This is a genomic window from Chryseobacterium sp. AC417 (assembly GCF_979258215.1).
In genome coordinates, this window is sequence record NZ_OZ409845.1 from 1,252,410 (window position 1) to 1,269,077 (window position 16,668).

At 34.6% G+C, this 16,668-nt stretch carries 12 protein-coding genes; 10 read left to right on the plus strand and 2 right to left on the minus strand.

All coding sequences use genetic code 11. From position 1 onward, the window contains the following. Nucleotides 1-12: 12 nt before the first annotated feature. The 6 genes from ACZZ9T_RS06090 to metF all read left to right on the plus strand — a co-directional run bounded on the left by ACZZ9T_RS06090 (nucleotide 13) and on the right by metF (nucleotide 7,950). Entirely contained in the window at nucleotides 13-1,554 is a 1,542-nt protein-coding gene (locus ACZZ9T_RS06090) for an ACT domain-containing protein (protein WP_463441322.1), read from the plus strand. A gap of 11 nt (nucleotides 1,555-1,565) precedes the next feature. Next, the gene (locus ACZZ9T_RS06095) at nucleotides 1,566-2,726 is read left to right on the plus strand and encodes an O-succinylhomoserine sulfhydrylase (RefSeq protein WP_463441323.1); all 1,161 of its coding nucleotides are present in this window, start codon (nucleotides 1,566-1,568) and stop codon (nucleotides 2,724-2,726) included. 69 nt (nucleotides 2,727-2,795) lie between these two features. Further along, on the plus strand, nucleotides 2,796-3,806 hold the full coding sequence (locus ACZZ9T_RS06100) for a homocysteine S-methyltransferase family protein (protein ID WP_463441324.1): 1,011 nt from the start codon (nucleotides 2,796-2,798) through the stop codon (nucleotides 3,804-3,806). 28 nt (nucleotides 3,807-3,834) lie between these two features. Next, nucleotides 3,835-4,200: a four helix bundle protein gene (locus ACZZ9T_RS06105; RefSeq protein ID WP_463441325.1), complete on the plus strand. Its 366-nt coding sequence runs from the start codon at nucleotides 3,835-3,837 to the stop codon at nucleotides 4,198-4,200. After that, a complete protein-coding gene (gene metH / locus ACZZ9T_RS06110; protein WP_463441326.1) occupies nucleotides 4,190-6,904 on the plus strand; it encodes a methionine synthase in 2,715 nt (904 codons plus the stop codon). Before ACZZ9T_RS06105 ends, metH begins: the two co-directional genes overlap by 11 nt. An 86-nt stretch (nucleotides 6,905-6,990) precedes the next feature. After that, entirely contained in the window at nucleotides 6,991-7,950 is a 960-nt protein-coding gene (gene metF, locus ACZZ9T_RS06115) for a methylenetetrahydrofolate reductase [NAD(P)H] (RefSeq protein WP_463430475.1), read from the plus strand. 35 nt (nucleotides 7,951-7,985) lie between these two features. Here metF and ACZZ9T_RS06120 read toward each other — a convergent pair whose 3' ends face one another. Both ACZZ9T_RS06120 and ACZZ9T_RS06125 read right to left on the minus strand, forming a co-directional pair. After that, nucleotides 7,986-8,693: a hypothetical protein gene (locus ACZZ9T_RS06120; RefSeq protein ID WP_463441327.1), complete on the minus strand. Its 708-nt coding sequence runs from the start codon at nucleotides 8,691-8,693 to the stop codon at nucleotides 7,986-7,988. A gap of 80 nt (nucleotides 8,694-8,773) precedes the next feature. Next, entirely contained in the window at nucleotides 8,774-9,931 is a 1,158-nt protein-coding gene (locus tag ACZZ9T_RS06125) for a hypothetical protein (RefSeq protein WP_463441328.1), read from the minus strand. Between the two features lie 100 nt (nucleotides 9,932-10,031). On the opposite strand from ACZZ9T_RS06125, the gene folE reads away from it, so the two are divergent. From folE to ACZZ9T_RS06145, 4 genes are all read left to right on the plus strand, one after another. Beyond that, nucleotides 10,032-10,700: a GTP cyclohydrolase I FolE gene (folE, locus tag ACZZ9T_RS06130; RefSeq protein ID WP_463430478.1), complete on the plus strand. Its 669-nt coding sequence runs from the start codon at nucleotides 10,032-10,034 to the stop codon at nucleotides 10,698-10,700. A gap of 133 nt (nucleotides 10,701-10,833) precedes the next feature. Further along, nucleotides 10,834-12,300 (plus strand): cysteine--tRNA ligase, encoded by a 1,467-nt coding sequence (gene cysS / locus ACZZ9T_RS06135; RefSeq protein WP_463441329.1) that lies wholly within the window; start codon nucleotides 10,834-10,836, stop codon nucleotides 12,298-12,300. A gap of 255 nt (nucleotides 12,301-12,555) precedes the next feature. Beyond that, nucleotides 12,556-13,719: a T9SS type A sorting domain-containing protein gene (locus ACZZ9T_RS06140; protein ID WP_463441330.1), complete on the plus strand. Its 1,164-nt coding sequence runs from the start codon at nucleotides 12,556-12,558 to the stop codon at nucleotides 13,717-13,719. 129 nt (nucleotides 13,720-13,848) lie between these two features. Next, nucleotides 13,849-16,500, plus strand: coding sequence for a 4-alpha-glucanotransferase (locus tag ACZZ9T_RS06145; RefSeq protein WP_463441331.1), 2,652 nt, complete (start codon nucleotides 13,849-13,851; stop codon nucleotides 16,498-16,500). The last annotated feature ends 168 nt before the right edge of the window (nucleotides 16,501-16,668 follow it).

The window sequence follows — 16,668 nt, forward strand, 5'->3', positions numbered from 1 at the left end:
AATAAATATCAGATGAAAAATAATGCAAACGAAATAAAATTTTTAAAAAATCGATCAATCATCAAATTTGAAGGAGCAGATTTTTTAGGTGAAATAGGAATTGACGGAAGAGTTTTTAAAGCACTTACTTTGGCACGAATCAGTGTGGGAGTGATTTCTCAACAAGCTGTAGAAAATGGATTATCAATTCTCGTACATGAAGATGATTCTGAAAAAGCAGTCAATTGCCTGATTGAAGAATTTGCTGAAGAAAGAAAATCAGGAAAGGTTTCACAAATTTACAGCATCAACAATGTTTCTGTCATCGGTTTTGTAGCAGAAGATTTAAATAAAATACTTTCTGAACTGGCCAGAAATAATGTTTTTCCGTTGCTTTTAAATCAAAATTCAAGCGAGAAACGCATCAATATCATAGTGACCTCTTCTCAGGATGAGAAGACTAAAAATATCATTGAATCTGAAATTTTCAAAAAACCAAAAACAGTTCATTTGGCAATTATAGGTCACGGAAATGTAGGAAAAACCTTAATAGAACAGGTATTACAATCTTCAGAAGAAATTAAAAGACGAAAAAATATTCATTTGAAAGTGGTAGCTGTTGCTAATTCAAGAAAAATAGCTTTCAGCAAAAAAGGATTTGACAGCAATTGGAGTGATGAGGTTTTTGCGGCCGAAAAATCTTCAAGTGTAGACGAATTGATTAATTTTTCAAAACAAAATCAGCTTGAAAACCTGATTGTTGTGGATAATACTGCGAGTATTGATTTTGTGAAAAACTATCATGCTCTTGCAGAAAACGGATTCGATTTAGTTTCATCAAACAAAATTTTCAATACACTTCCCATCGAAGAATATCGTAAACTAAGACATACGTTGAACAAAAATAACAAACGTTATCTGTACGAAACCAATGTTGGAGCAGGTTTACCATTAATTGACACCATAAAACTTTTACACCTGTCAGGAGAAAATATTACGAGAATTAAAGGTGTGTTCTCAGGAACATTGAGTTATGTGTTCAACAATTTTTCTTTGAGAGACGATAAATTTTCAACAATCGTGCTTGAAGCTTTAGAAAAAGGTTTTACCGAACCGGATCCAAGAGAAGATTTATCAGGAAATGATGTTGCGAGAAAACTGTTGATTTTGGCGCGGGAATTAGATTTAATCAATGAATTTACAGATATCAAAATTCAGAATTTAGTTCCGGATGTGTTGAGTTCGATTTCCAAACCAGAATTTCTCGAACGATTGGGAGAATTAGATGATGAATATGATAAAATGAAGAAAAATCAAGCACAGGATCACGTTTTAAGATATGTTGGAGATTTGCACGGAGACTTACAGAAAGAGAAAGGCGAATTGGATGTGAAATTAATTTCTGTTCCTGCAACTTCAGCCTTAGGACAACTAAAAGGGTCAGATTCAATCTTTGAAATCTACACCGAAAGTTATGGTGAAAACCCCATCGTGATCATGGGAGCCGGAGCCGGAGCAAAAGTTACAGCAAGAGGTGTCTTCGGAGATATTTTAAGACTAAGTGAAACTAAATAATTACAATTGTCATGGAGAATTTTGAAACCCTTGCCGTAAGAACCCAAACCGAAAGATCTCATTTTGATGAGCATTCTACGCCATTGTATCTTACCTCAAGCTTTGTTTTTGAAGATGCAGAAGATATGAGAGCAAGTTTCGCCGAAGAAAAATCTAAAAATCTGTACAGCCGGTTTTCAAACCCGAATGTCACAGAATTTACAGATAAAATAGTAAAAATGGAAGGTGCAGAATCTGGTTACGCTTTTGCAACAGGAATGGCAGCCATTTATTCAACGTTTGCGACCTTGCTTAATGCAGGAGATCATATTGTTAGCTGCCAATCAGTTTTTGGATCTACACATACGTTATTTACCAAATATTTTCCAAAATGGAATATTGAGACCACCTATTTCAAAGCCGAAGATTCTGAAAATGTAGAAAACTACATCAAACCAAATACAAAAATTCTGTATTTGGAAACTCCGACAAATCCTGCGATTGAAATTTTAGATTTAGAATTTTTTGGTCAAATTGCAAAAAAGCATCATCTGATTTTTATTGTAGACAACTGTTTTGCGACGCCTTATCTTCAACAGCCTATTAAGTACGGAGCTGATATTGTAGTGCATTCAGCAACAAAACTAATTGACGGACAAGGTCGTGTTTTAGGCGGTGTAGCAGTTGGAAGAGAAGATTTAATAAGAGAAATCTATCTTTTCGCTAGAAATACCGGACCGGCAATGTCGCCGTTCAACGCTTGGGTTTTGTCGAAAAGTTTAGAAACATTGGCTATCCGTGTTGAGAGACACTGTGAAAATGCTTTTAAAGTGGCTGAGTTTTTAGAAAGTCATCCCAATGTTGAATTGGTAAAATATCCATTTTTAAAATCTCATCCAAGCTATGAAATTGCCAAAAAGCAAATGAAGTTGGGCGGAAATGTGGTCGCTTTCGAAATCAAAGGCGGCATTGAAGGCGGAAGAAACTTTTTAGATTCAATAAAAATGTGCTCGCTTTCTGCTAATCTTGGTGATACGAGAACGATTGTCACGCATCCTGCATCTACAACGCATTCCAAACTGTCTGATGAAGAAAGAAATGAAGTGGGAATTACCGCAGGTTTGGTTCGCTGCTCAGTAGGTTTAGAGAATGTGGATGATATTATCGCAGATTTGAAGCAGGCGCTTGATTAATTCAATAAGAGCGGGCTTTAGATCATTTTAATTAAATAAATATAAAATTGGCTTTCGCCGAAATATTAAATGAAAAATTCAGCACAATTATATAAAGCACTACAAGATCGCATTCTCATTCTCGACGGAGCAATGGGAACGATGCTTCAACGATACAAATTTGTGGAACAAGATTACCGTGGAGAGCGTTTCAAAGATTGGGAACATCCCGTACAAGGAAATAACGACCTCCTTTCGCTCACACAACCTGAAGCGATTGAGGAAGTTCACAGAAAATATCTCAAAGCTGGAGCCGATCTCATTGAAACCAACACCTTTTCCGGGACTACCATCGCAATGGCAGATTATCACATGGAAGATTTGGTATATGAACTAAATTATGAATCTGCAAAAATTGCCAGAAAAGTCTGTGATGAATTCACGGCTATAAATCCTGATAAACCAAGATTTGTTGCAGGCTCTATAGGACCAACCAACAGAACTGCAAGTTTAAGCCCGGATGTTAATGATCCCGGTTATCGTGCGATAACTTTTGAAGAATTGAGATTAGCATACAAACAGCAGTGCGAAGCTCTATTGGATGGAGGATCAGATATTCTTTTGGTTGAGACCATTTTTGATACTTTGAATGCAAAAGCTGCACTTTTCGCCATCGATGAAATACAGGAAGAAAGAGGAATTGAAATTCCGATCATGGTTTCAGGAACGATTACTGACGCGTCAGGAAGAACACTGAGCGGACAAACTGCGGAAGCATTTTTAATTTCAGTTTCACATTTGAATTTACTGAGCGTAGGATTCAACTGTGCTTTAGGAGCGAATCAGCTCACACCTTATTTAGAAACATTAGCACACAGTTCTGAATTTTGTGTTTCGGCATATCCCAATGCAGGATTACCCAATGCATTCGGTCAGTACGACGAATCTCCGGAACAAATGGCTGTTCAAATTAAAGAATATGTAGAAAAAGGATTGATCAATATTATTGGTGGATGTTGCGGAACAACTCCTGAGCATATTAAAGCTATTGCTGATTTGGTTGAGAAATATGAACCTAGAAAGTTTTCGGTTGTTAGTTGATGGTTGTCAGGGAAATATGAAAATAAATATGGATTATACAAGTTTGGAAGTATGGATAGAATCAAGAAAATTAACAAATTTAGTTTACGAAAAAACCAAAAAATTTCCTAAAGAAGAACTTTTTGGATTAACTAGTCAAATTAGAAAATGTTCTGTCTCAATACCATCTAATATTGCTGAAGGTTGTGGAAGAAGAACCTCTAATGATACAATACAATTTTTGCATATTGCAAAGGGTTCTTTATTTGAATTGGAAACCCAAATTTACTTATCGTTAGACCAAAATTATATTTCCGAACTCGAATTTAATAAAATTTCAAATCAAGTTTTAGTTTGCAAAAAATTAATTAACGGATTTATTAACTATTATAAAAAGTTGAACAATGGAAAGTAACAGTATAAATCTGACAACCGACAACCGGCAACCGACAACCAAATACCTTCGATTATCAGGTCTCGAGCCTTTGATTATAACTCAGGAAAGTAATTTCATAAATGTTGGTGAAAGAACCAATGTTGCGGGATCTAAAAAGTTTTTAAGATTAATTAAAGAAGAAAAATTTTCTGAAGCCTTAGATATCGCCAGAGATCAGGTTGATGGCGGCGCTCAGATTCTTGACGTTAATTTTGATGACGGTTTGATTGATGGAAAAGCTTCCATGATCAAATTCCTTAATCTTATTGGTTCAGAACCGGATATTTCCAAAATCCCCATCATGATCGATTCCTCCAAGTGGGAGATTTTGGAAGCAGGTCTGCAGGTTGTTCAGGGAAAATGCGTGGTCAATTCTATCAGTTTAAAGGAAGGAAAAGAAGAGTTCGTAAAACACGCCAAAGCAATAAAAAGATACGGAGCAGCTGTCGTTGTAATGGCTTTTGATGAGGTAGGGCAAGCCGATAATTACGAAAGAAGACTTGAAATAACAAAGCGTTCTTACGATATTTTGGTGAATGAAGTTAAATTTCCGGCTGAAGATATTATTTTCGATTTAAATATATTTCCGGTTGCAACAGGAATGGATGAGCACCGCCGAAACGCAATCGATTTTATTGAAGCGACAAGATGGGTGAGACAAAATCTTCCGTACGCTTCGGTGAGTGGTGGAGTTTCTAATGTTTCGTTCTCCTTCCGTGGAAATGATACGGTACGTGAAGCGATGCACTCGGTTTTTCTTTACCACGCCATTCAGGCCGGAATGAATATAGGGATTGTAAATCCTGCAATGCTTGAGGTGTATGATCAAATTAACAAAGAACTTCTCGAGCTTGTAGAAGACGTGATTCTCGATAAAAGAGAAGATGCTACAGAACGTCTTTTAGATTATTCCGAAAGAAATAAATCAATTAAAAAAGAAAAGGTTGAAGAATTAGAATGGCGTTCTTATCCTTTGCAGGAAAGAATTACACACTCATTAGTTAAAGGTATTGATCGTTTTATCGAAGAAGATGTTGAAGAAGCAAGATTACAATCTGCAAGACCTCTTCATGTCATTGAAGTTAATCTAATGACAGGAATGGGCGTTGTCGGAGACTTGTTCGGAAGCGGAAAAATGTTTCTTCCTCAAGTAGTAAAATCTGCTCGTGTGATGAAAAAAGCAGTTGCCTATCTTCAGCCGTTTATCGAAGCCGAAAAAGATGTTGCTCAGAAACCCAACGGGAAAATTTTAATGGCAACCGTAAAAGGTGATGTTCATGATATTGGGAAAAATATTGTGAGTGTTGTTTTAGGTTGTAATAATTACGATATTATCGATTTGGGAGTGATGGTTCCTGCTGAGAAAATTATTCAGGCAGCCATTGATCATAATGTAGATGTCATCGGTTTGAGCGGATTAATTACGCCAAGTTTGGACGAAATGGTTTACATCGCTTCAGAGTTGGAACGGCAGAATCTTAATTTTCCTTTGTTAATCGGAGGTGCGACAACTTCAAAAGCACATACTGCTGTAAAGATAGATTTAAAATATAAAAATGCAGTCGTACACGTCAATGATGCTTCAAGGGCAGTCAACGTGGTAAGCTCTCTTTTGGGAGATCGCAATAAGGAATATGTAAACGATTTGAAAAACGATTATTCAGATTTCCGCGAGAAGTTTTTAAATAGACAGATTGATAAAGATTATGTTTCACTGGAACAAGCAAGAAAGGATAAATTTAAAATTGATTGGGAAAACGAAGAAATTTTCACTCCAAATCAGCTAGGAATTCAGGTTTTTGAAAATCAGGATTTGAATGAATTGGTTCCATTCATCGATTGGTCACCGTTTTTCAGAAGCTGGGATTTACATGGAAAATATCCGAATATTTTGGAAGATGAGGTGGTAGGAGAGCAGGCTAGAGAATTGTTCGAAGACGGAAAAAAAATTTTAAAGAAGATTGTTGATGAGAAATTACTCACCGCAAAAGCGATATTTGGAATTTTCAAAGCTAACTCAAACGAAACCGACGATATTTTAATCTATGATGAAACCGATCAGGAAGTGGTTAAATTTTTAACACTAAGACAGCAACTTCAAAAGTCGAAAGGGAAAGAGTATCTGGCGTTAAGTGATTTTATTGCTCCAAAAAGTACCGGTAAAACCGATTATATGGGAGCTTTTTGTGTGACAACAGGTTTTGGAACTGATGAATTATCTGATCAATATGAAAAAGACAACGACGATTACAATGCCATCATGGTAAAAGCAATCGCAGACCGTTTTGCAGAAGCTTATGCAGAATTTTTACATAAAAAAGTTCGTACAGAATACTGGGGTTATGCTAATCAGGAAAATCTGAGCAATGAAGATTTAATTGCCGAAAAATACAAAGGAATTCGTCCCGCTCCCGGTTATCCGGCTTGCCCCGATCATTTAGAAAAGCATGCAATTTGGGATTTATTAAAAGTTGAAGAAAACATTGGGGTTTATCTTACTGAAAGTTTAGCGATGTTCCCAACGGCTGCCGTTTCCGGATATTATTTTGGAAGTCCGCACGCAAAGTATTTTGGTTTGGCGAAAATCACAGAAGAGCAGGTAAAAGAATATTCGGTAAGAAAAGGAATTTCTTTACGAGAGGCTAAAAAATGGCTTTCTCCAAATTTAGCAGACGGAATTTAGATTTTTTGTTTTCCGGCGGCGGCAAAGCCGCCGCCGGAAAACAAAATCACTCAATCAAAAAATATATAATTCACTATTCATTAAAAATGAAAATCACAGACCACATAAAAAACGCCAACGGCAAACCCCTATTTTCCTTGGAGGTTGTTCCGCCTCAAAAAGGAATCGGGATTGAAGATTTATATACCAACATTGATCCTTTGATGGAATTTAAACCCCCGTTTATTGATGTGACTACTTCTCGCGAAGAATATATTTACATTGATAAAGGAAACGGTTTGGTGGAGCGCAGAATTACGAGAATGCGACCGGGAACGTTGGGTATTTGTTCAGCAATTCAGCATAAATATGGTGTAGATACTGTTCCCCATTTACTTTGTGGAGGTTTTACTAAAGAAGAAACAGAATATCTTTTAGTGGACTGTATGTATCTTGGAATTGACAATATAATGGCACTTCGCGGAGATGCAATGAAAGGGCATCAGTATTTTGAAGCGACTCCGGGAGGTCACGCCACTGCAATGGATTTGGTCAATCAAATCAACAATCTCGGAAGGGGAAAATATCTTCATGACGAAGAACAAGTTTGTGACGAACATAATAAATTCTGCATTGGAGTAGCGGGTTATCCGGAAAAACACATGGAGGCTCCGTCTATGAATTATGATTTAAAATGGTTAAAACAAAAAGTAGACGCAGGTGCAGATTACATCGTCACACAAATGTTTTTCGATAATAAAAAATTCATTGAGTTTGTAAATAAAGCAAGAGAAATGGGGATCACGGTTCCGATTATTCCGGGAATAAAACCGATTGCGATAAAAAAACATTTGAAATTATTGCCACAGGTTTTCAAAATAGATTTACCTGAAGATCTCATTAATGCAGTTGAAAGCGCAAAGAATAATGAAGCCGTAAAACAAATCGGTGTAGAATGGGCGGTTCATCAGTGTAAAGAATTATTGGATTTTGGTGTTCCTGTTTTACATTTTTATTCTATGGGAAAAAGTGACAATATCAAAAAAGTGGCAGGAGAGTTATTTTGAAAAAGGAAGGCTACCTGTGAAGATAGCCTTTATAATTAATGATTCAAGAAATTGACAAGTTTTTTCAAGTCTTCCTCTTTATCAAATTTTATTTTGTTTTCTTTGAAAAATGAATCTAGTGCATCCTTTTTATTAGGAAGTTGTGCCATTATCTCTTTTTGATTTTTAGGTTTTTTAATAAAACCATTTTCAGTTTTTATATAATAAATAGGATCTAATAATTTGAAAACTGCAGGTCTATCACTAGCATAGGAATTAGTTGCAGGCATTGCATCAATAAATTTAGTTTTTATTTTTTTATACAGTGAATTGTTTCCATTCAAAACTTCGAAAAAATAACCTTTTAGATCGTCATCAGTTTCCAATAAAACCATAGTTTCTTTGGCTTTTGCGATCTCTATTCGTGAGAACTTAGAATCTTTAGGCAATACTAATGGCTTACCATCTTTTTGAAATTCAATTTCATCCAAATAACTATTATATCTTACAGTAGTTTTTTCATAATCTTTTGAAACTGTTGCTTCGTAAAAATTCTTATCAAAATATGGACTTCCAATTATTTCATCATATTTTAAAGATCTCCCTGAATTTTCAGATCTAACTCCAAATACAGCTTGGTCTCCTCCCAAACTATTTACGGATAATGTATTTGAATATGATGACTGATATGCACCCGGTGTAAAACTTTGTGCAAGTATAGAAACGCTCGAAAATAGTATAATGCTGAATATTGTTTTTCTCATTATAATGGATGATTAAATTTGTCAAATATATTATTTTTTTTTTAAATTAATGGAAAATACAATAAAAAGAAAGGGTGAAATTATTGAATATCCGGGTGTCTCTCAAAAACCTTATTTCTGTCAAACAAATATCTGTACGTTGCCAGTTTTCTTGTCACTTCGGTTTCAAGATGTTTTGCAAGACCCAACATTTTTGGATTAAAATCTCCAATCCACTGCATTTCAAAATCTTCAAATTTTGTAGCAACCTGAAAATGTTTTGCAGCTTCCACAATGAGGTAGCCTTCTACACCTTTGTTTTGCCATTCGGGAAGAACCCCGAAAATTAAACCGACAAATTTAGAATTGTGCTTAAAAGTTTTATAGTACAGAAATTTTAGTTTTTCCCAAGTTCCAAATTTACCATTCAAATGCTTAAACCATTGATTAAGATCCGGAATATTAATCCACATCGCAATTGGATTTCCATTTTCGTAGGCAAACCATGCAATATGCTCATTCATTACAGGTTTCATCGTATTGAAAAGCTTTTTTACATCATCTAATGACATTTGTTTTCCTCCTCCATGGCTTTCCCAGGATTTATTGTAAATGATGTGAAAATCTTCAGCAAACTTTTTTATATTCGCTTTATTAACGGGCTTTGCAGAGAAGTTTTCATTTTTTGAATATTTGGCATGCATAATATTAAAAATCCTTGAAGTGGGCGCGTGAGCTTTTCTGCTGAAACATAGCTGATTATAGTAAATTTCAAAACCATAATTCTCAAAAAGCGCTTTGTAATAAGGAAAGTTGTAGTTCATCCCATATAAAGGTGGACTAAAACCTTCAATCAATACACCCCAAAATTTATCCCGTTCTCCGAAATTAATAGAGCCATCCATTGCCTCCATTCCTCTTTCCTGAAGCCAGTTTTTACAATGATCGAAGATAAAATTGGCGGTTGTCTGATCATTGATGCAGTCGAAAAAACCAATTCCTCCTGTTGGTTGCTTTTCAATGTATTGTTTATTGATAAAAACAGCTACTTTTCCTATTGTTTCGTTGGCGTTATTTTTAAACAGAAAACGTTTGCTTTCACCATTTGCAAAACATTTGTTTATACTGCTGTCAAAAACGCGCTCAATATCTTTGTCTAAAGGTCGGATATACGCTTTGTCGTGTTTATAAAGTCTGGCAGGAAACTCTAGAAATTCTTTCTTTTGTGCATTATTTAGTACTTCTTCAGCAATGATCATAATATTTTAGACTGTATAGAGGTGAAAGGTAATTCAAATTTGAGCTAAATTAAAATATAGAATTAATTTTATCCGTATTTTTGTTGCAAAATAAATAAAAATGGTTGATTTTACCGATAACGATGATGATATTTTCACAGGGAAAGAGCATACGCCGATCCGTGAAGATGCTTTTGAGAAATCGCCACAGGAAAAAATAGAAAAAATCACAAAACTTTTTGGAGAAATCATGGAAACCTTAGGATTAGACATGGAGGATGATTCCTTAAAAGATTCCCCAAAACGTGTTGCCAAAATGTACGTGAATGAAATTTTCGGCGGGCTTCTTCCGGAAAATAAGCCAGGAATTTCTACTTTTTCAAACAAATACAAATACCGCCAGATGTTGGTGGAAAAAGACATCACGGTATATTCTTTCTGTGAGCACCATTTTTTACCGATTATCGGAAGAGCACATGTTGCCTACATTTCAAATGGTGATGTGATCGGACTTTCGAAAATCAACAGAATTGTAGATTATTACGCAAGAAGACCGCAAGTTCAGGAAAGATTAACGATGCAGGTTGTGGATGCACTGAAAGAAGCTTTAGGAACAAAGGATGTTGCCTGTATCATTGATGCAAAACATCTTTGTGTCAACTGCAGAGGAATAAAAGACACGGCAAGTTCAACCATTACTGCAGAATTAAGCGGAATTTTCAGAACCAATCCTATTACCAGACAGGAATTTCTGCATTATGTAGGAAGTCATGCGAAACTTGATTATTAAAATTTAGAAATGATAAAATTTAGAAAAGTTAAAAATCAGATTTTCCACACAATCATAATTTGTTGTGGAACAATTTGTTAGTCTAATTTTTGACTCCTTTTAATCATTCAATCATTTAATTAAAAAAAAATTAATGCAACTAAAAATATACAACTCGCTTACATCAGAAAAAGAAATATTTAAACCGATTTTAGATGGAAATATCGGAATGTACGTTTGTGGGCCGACGGTTTACAGCAATGTGCATTTGGGAAATGTGCGTACTTTTCTTTCTTTCGATTTTATCTACAGAAGCCTAATGCATTTGGGATATAAAGTGAGATACGTAAGAAATATTACCGACGCAGGGCACCTTACCGACGATGGAGACGTGAATAACGACCGATTCGTAAAACAAACCCGTCTGGAGAAATTGGAACCAATGGAAATTGTACAGAAATACACAGTTGATTTCCACAAAGTTTTAGAAATGTTCAATTTACTTCCTCCGAATATTGAGCCTACTGCAACCGGTCATATTGTTGAACAAATAGAACTAACACAAAAATTAATCGAGAAAGGTTTTGCCTACGAAAGCAACGGCTCGGTTTATTTTGATGTCTTAGAATACAACAAAAGAGGCCTGAACTACGGCGAACTTTCAAAACGTAATATCGAAGAACTTTTTGCCAATACAAGAGATCTTGACGGACAGGGAGAAAAGAAAAATCCACAGGATTTTGCGTTGTGGAAAAAAGCTTCCCCTGCACACATCATGCGTTGGAATTCGCCTTGGGGAGAAGGTTTCCCGGGATGGCATCTTGAATGTACAGCGATGAGTACTAAATATTTAGGTGATCAATTCGATATTCACGGTGGCGGAATGGATCTTAAATTCCCACACCACGAATGTGAAATTGCCCAAGGAAAAGCTTGCAATGATATTGAACCCGTGAATTACTGGATGCACGCCAATATGTTGACCATGAATTCTCAGCGTATGAGCAAATCTACCGGAAATTATATTTTGCCTAAACAATTAGTTTCAGGTGATAATGACTTCTTCGAAAAACCTTTTCATCCCACGATTGTTCGTTTCTGCTTTTTGCAGGCGCATTACAGAAGTGTTTTAGATATTTCCAATGACGCAATGATTGCCAGCGAAAAAGGTTTTACAAGATTAATGGAAGCTGTAAAAGTTTTAAATTCAATCAGTCCAAACGATCAAAAAGAATCAGGTTTCAATCTTAAAGAATGGAAAACTAAAGCGTATGATGCTCTGACGGATGATTTTAATTCACCAGTTTTGATTGCGCATTTATTTGAAGCAGTGAAATTTATTTTTGCTTTAAAAGATGAAAAAGAAGCAATTTCAACAGAGGATTTGGAAGATCTAAAATCAACTTTAAATGCTTTGATATTCGATGTTTTAGGTCTTCAAGCGATCGAAGAAAACAACAATGAAAAATTAGATCAGACATTACAGGTTTTAATCGAGCTGAGAAATCAGGCAAGAAAATCTAAGAACTTTGATCTTTCAGACCAGATCAGAGACAAGCTTTTAGCAGAAGGGATTGAGTTAAAAGACGGAAGAGACGGCACTTCTTACGTTTTAAATTAATTTTACTTCAATCATATCATAGAAACTCTCACTTTTAAGGTGGGAGTTTTTTATTTCATATCATTTTCCATAATCTATTTCAAACTTTGAAATTCATATGCATCAAACCCAATTCATGCGTACAAGATTATTAATTTATGCGCGTGAATTTTTATGTCAACAATTTGAAGTATAATATTGAAATATTTTTTTGATCAAATCAAAAAATGTTTAACTTAGTAACAGTAAAACAATTACAAAAATTAATTAGTACTTATGAAAAAACATTTATTCCCTATTATTCTTTTATTACTTGGAAATACCATTAATGCACAACAAGACTTTTTCGCTCTTGCAGGTAAAGATTCTCCAAGAATAGAGTTTAGCGATTTTCGTGCAATGGATGCAGACGGAACTTCCGGTCAAAGCATCTTTGGAGTTTCTTCGGAAGCGAGAGTTATTTCTCAAGCAAGAAAATCTACAGTTACTGAGGACAAAACTTCGTACAATCATGCACAGTCAATGACTTTAGCTGCTTTGGCTTACGATTCTTCAGGTGATAATTTATTCTACATGCCAATGTTTTCTTCTAACATTTATGTTTTAAATCAAAAAACAAAGGAGATTACGTTAGTTGAAAATACCGTTGCAAGAGTTACATCTTGTGATATCAATTCTCATATTACTCGAATGGCAACAGGATATAACGGAGATATTTATGCCATTAATAATTCAGGAACGCAGTTTCTTCAGATCAGTAAAAAAAATAATCAGTTTGTGGTAAGCGATCTTGGAATTATAAAAGACGATGCTGCCAATGGTAAAAATTCTTTCACCTCTATGGAAGCCGGATTTGGCGGAGATATGATTGCTGATGGAGAAAATAACTTTTACGTGTTCTCAACTTCAGGAAATGTTTTTAAGGTTTCTACTAAAGATTTAAATGCAAAATTTATCGGGAAAATATCCGGTCTTCCTGAAAATTATTCTGTGAACGGAGCTGCGGTAAATTCTAAAGGTAAAATTGTTATAGCAAGTGCAAAAGGAGCTTCAATGTATGAAATGACTCTTGATGATTTAGAAGCAAAACAACTTTCAGGAGAAAGTAATCTTCATATTTATGATTTGGCAAGTAAATATTTTGTTAATGACAGAGCATCTTCTACGAATCTTTTTGCTAATTTAGATGTTTATCCAACCAAGGTTGACGAGCATTTTGTCTATGTAAATGTGAACGATAAATCAGTAAAAGGAAATATAAAAGTGAGTGTTTTTGACATTTCCGGAAAGAATGTACTGACGCAAAAATTGTCTGTAAAAGATGGTCAATTAAATCAACAGGTATATCTTAAAAATTTGGTTAGCGGTTCATATATTGTGAATATCACAGATGAATCCGGCAAAGCTTTATTGAATAAAAAGATACTTGTAACAAGATAAATCTGAGTTTTATACACTTAAAGAAAGCCTTTTTTCAAATCTGAGAAAAGGCTTTTTTAATGATTATTTGACACTGCAACCGTTTGTTTTTCAATTTTAAAACTGTATTTTTATCAAAAAAATAGATAGATGAAATTATATTTTAACATTGGCTATCGGGCAAATGCTGGAGAAAACCTGCAGTTGGTGATTAATGAAGATGGCAATGCTCCTAAACTTCATACCATGTTTTATACCGAAGATGGTTTTTGGAAATGTGAGGTCGATTATTTCTCAAAATCAATTGCTTACCATTACCAGCTTGTTGATGATAAAAATAATGTAGTACGACAAGAATTTGTTTCACACAAACTGATTTTTCCTCATAACTATAAAGAGTTTTTGATTTTTGACAAATGGAATAATAAGAATTTCCCCGAAAACTATCTGAATAATAAAATTTTATACAATAAGCTGAATCAGTTTGTTCCGAAAAAGTTATCGGTACTCAAAAAACATACTCATCTGTTCAGACTTGAAGCGCCTGTGTACAATCCAAACTGGGAAATTGTTTTATTTGGAAATACAGAATCTTTAGGAAACTGGGATTATAGCAAAGTGGTTCATCTATCTCAGACTGATTTTGGAATTTGGGAAACCTCGGTTGAGATTTCTGAAAATCATTTGATTGAGTACAAATATGCCATTTTCGATAAAGTTACAGGTAAAGTAATTGATATTGAAAATGGTGATAACAGATATACGGTTCCCAATCTTCAGAAAGATGTTTTGCAAATTTCAGCAGATCATTATTTTAAATTTAAATCTTACCAAATGTATCACGATGCAGGAGTTGCAATTCCTGTTTTTTCTTTGCGGAGTGAAGAAGGTTTTGGGGTAGGTGAATTCTCAGATTTAAAAAAACTGGCAGATTGGGCAAATGAAACTTCATTAGGAATTATTCAGATTTTACCCATCAATGATACCACTGCAAACTATTCCTGGACAGATTCTTACCCTTATGCAGCCGTGTCTGTTTATGCTTTACATCCGCAATATATTTCAATTACAAATTTAGATTACAAATTACCTAAAGAATTAGTTGAAGAATATCAAACGGAGAAATCAGAACTAAATTCATTGGATTTAATCGATTATGAAAAGATGATTTCTGCTAAATGGAAGTATCTTGAAAGAATTTTTAATCTCGAAAAAGAGAAAATTTATAAAGACAAAAACTTTAAAAAGTTCATAAAAGATAATGAAACATGGCTTCTGCCTTATGCTGCATTTTGTGTTTTAAGAGATAAATACAAAACGCCCAACTTCAACGATTGGAAAACGCATAAGAAATACATTGCCGGAAAAATAGCACCTTTTTTCTCGGCTAAAAGTAAAGATTATGATTCTTCAATGCTTCATGCCTGGGTACAGTTTCAACTTCATAAACAGTTGAAAGATTCTGTCGACTATATTCATAGTTTAGGAATTTCTTTAAAAGGAGATTTGCCGATTGGAATTTACAGATATTCTGTAGAAGCCTGGACAGAACCTGAATTATTCGGGATGGATTTCCAAGCGGGTGCACCGCCGGATCAGTTTACAGAACTGGGACAGAATTGGGAATTCCCGACTTATAACTGGGAAGCTATGAAAGCTGATGATTATCAATGGTGGAAAAACAGGTTCAAAGCATTAGAACAATACTTTGATGCAATGAGGATTGATCATATTCTTGGGTTTTTCAGAATCTGGAGAATGCCCATTTCTGCTACACAAGGTATTTTAGGATATTTTTATCCTGCTGTACCTGTTGTTTTAGAAGAGTTTAAAGCAAGACATATTCCTTTTGATTTTGACAGATATTGCAAACCGTTTATCAATGATTTGATTCTTTGGAATTATTTCGGAGAACAGAGCAATAAAGCTTTGGATTTTTTAAATAATAATTTAGACGGAACTTATTCTTTCAAAGAAGAATTTGATACGCAAAGAAAACTATCAGACTATTTCAAGAAAAAACCGACAGGTTTTATTGAAGAGCAATTGATATTACTTTGTGCCAACGTTTTATTTTTAACTGAGGAGAAAGATGGGCAAACTGTTTATCATCCGAGATTTAATGCATTTAAAACTGAATCTTACAAATATCTTTCAGATTGGGAGAAAAAAGCAATCTACGAATTGTACCTGGATTATTTCTTCAAAAGACAAGATTTTATGTGGAAAGAAAAGGCAATGGAAAAACTTCCGGTCATTTTAAATTCTACAAAAATGTTGATTTGTGGTGAAGATTTGGGAATGGTTCCGGATTGTGTACCTGATGTGATGGATGAATTGGCAATTGTTGCTTTGAAAGTGCAGCGTATGCCTTCAGAACAGATTTCTTTTTACAATCCTAAAAATGCTGGTTATCTTAATGTTGTTACGGCTTCTTCGCATGATAGCTCAACCTTGCGACAATGGTGGAATGAGAATGATGATTTAACCCAAAGATTTTATAATCAACAGTTGATGCAGTATGGCAAAGCAATGGAAAATCTTGACCCTTATTTAGCAGAAATCATCATGAAACAGCATTTGTATAATGATGCAATGTTGGCTATTTTCCCCATTCAAGAATTTTTTGCAACGGATCAAAATTTGACCAATCCCAATATGGACCATGAGAGAATTAATAATCCTGCAGTGTTTCCGCATTATTGGCGATACAGAATGCATTTAAATGTAGAAAATTTAACGGAAAATACATCTTTTAATCAGAAAATTTCAGATTGGGTTAAAGATAGCGGTCGTGCTTAACAAAAATAATGATATTGATTATCAATTGATTAAAAATATTTATAAAGAAGTTTTACTCTAGGGTTTAACTTCTTTTTTTTCTTTACATCCAAAAGACAAGAATGAGAGTTCTCTTAATTAACAATTAACAATTAATGATTATCGAAATGAAAAAAATATTTTTGGGAT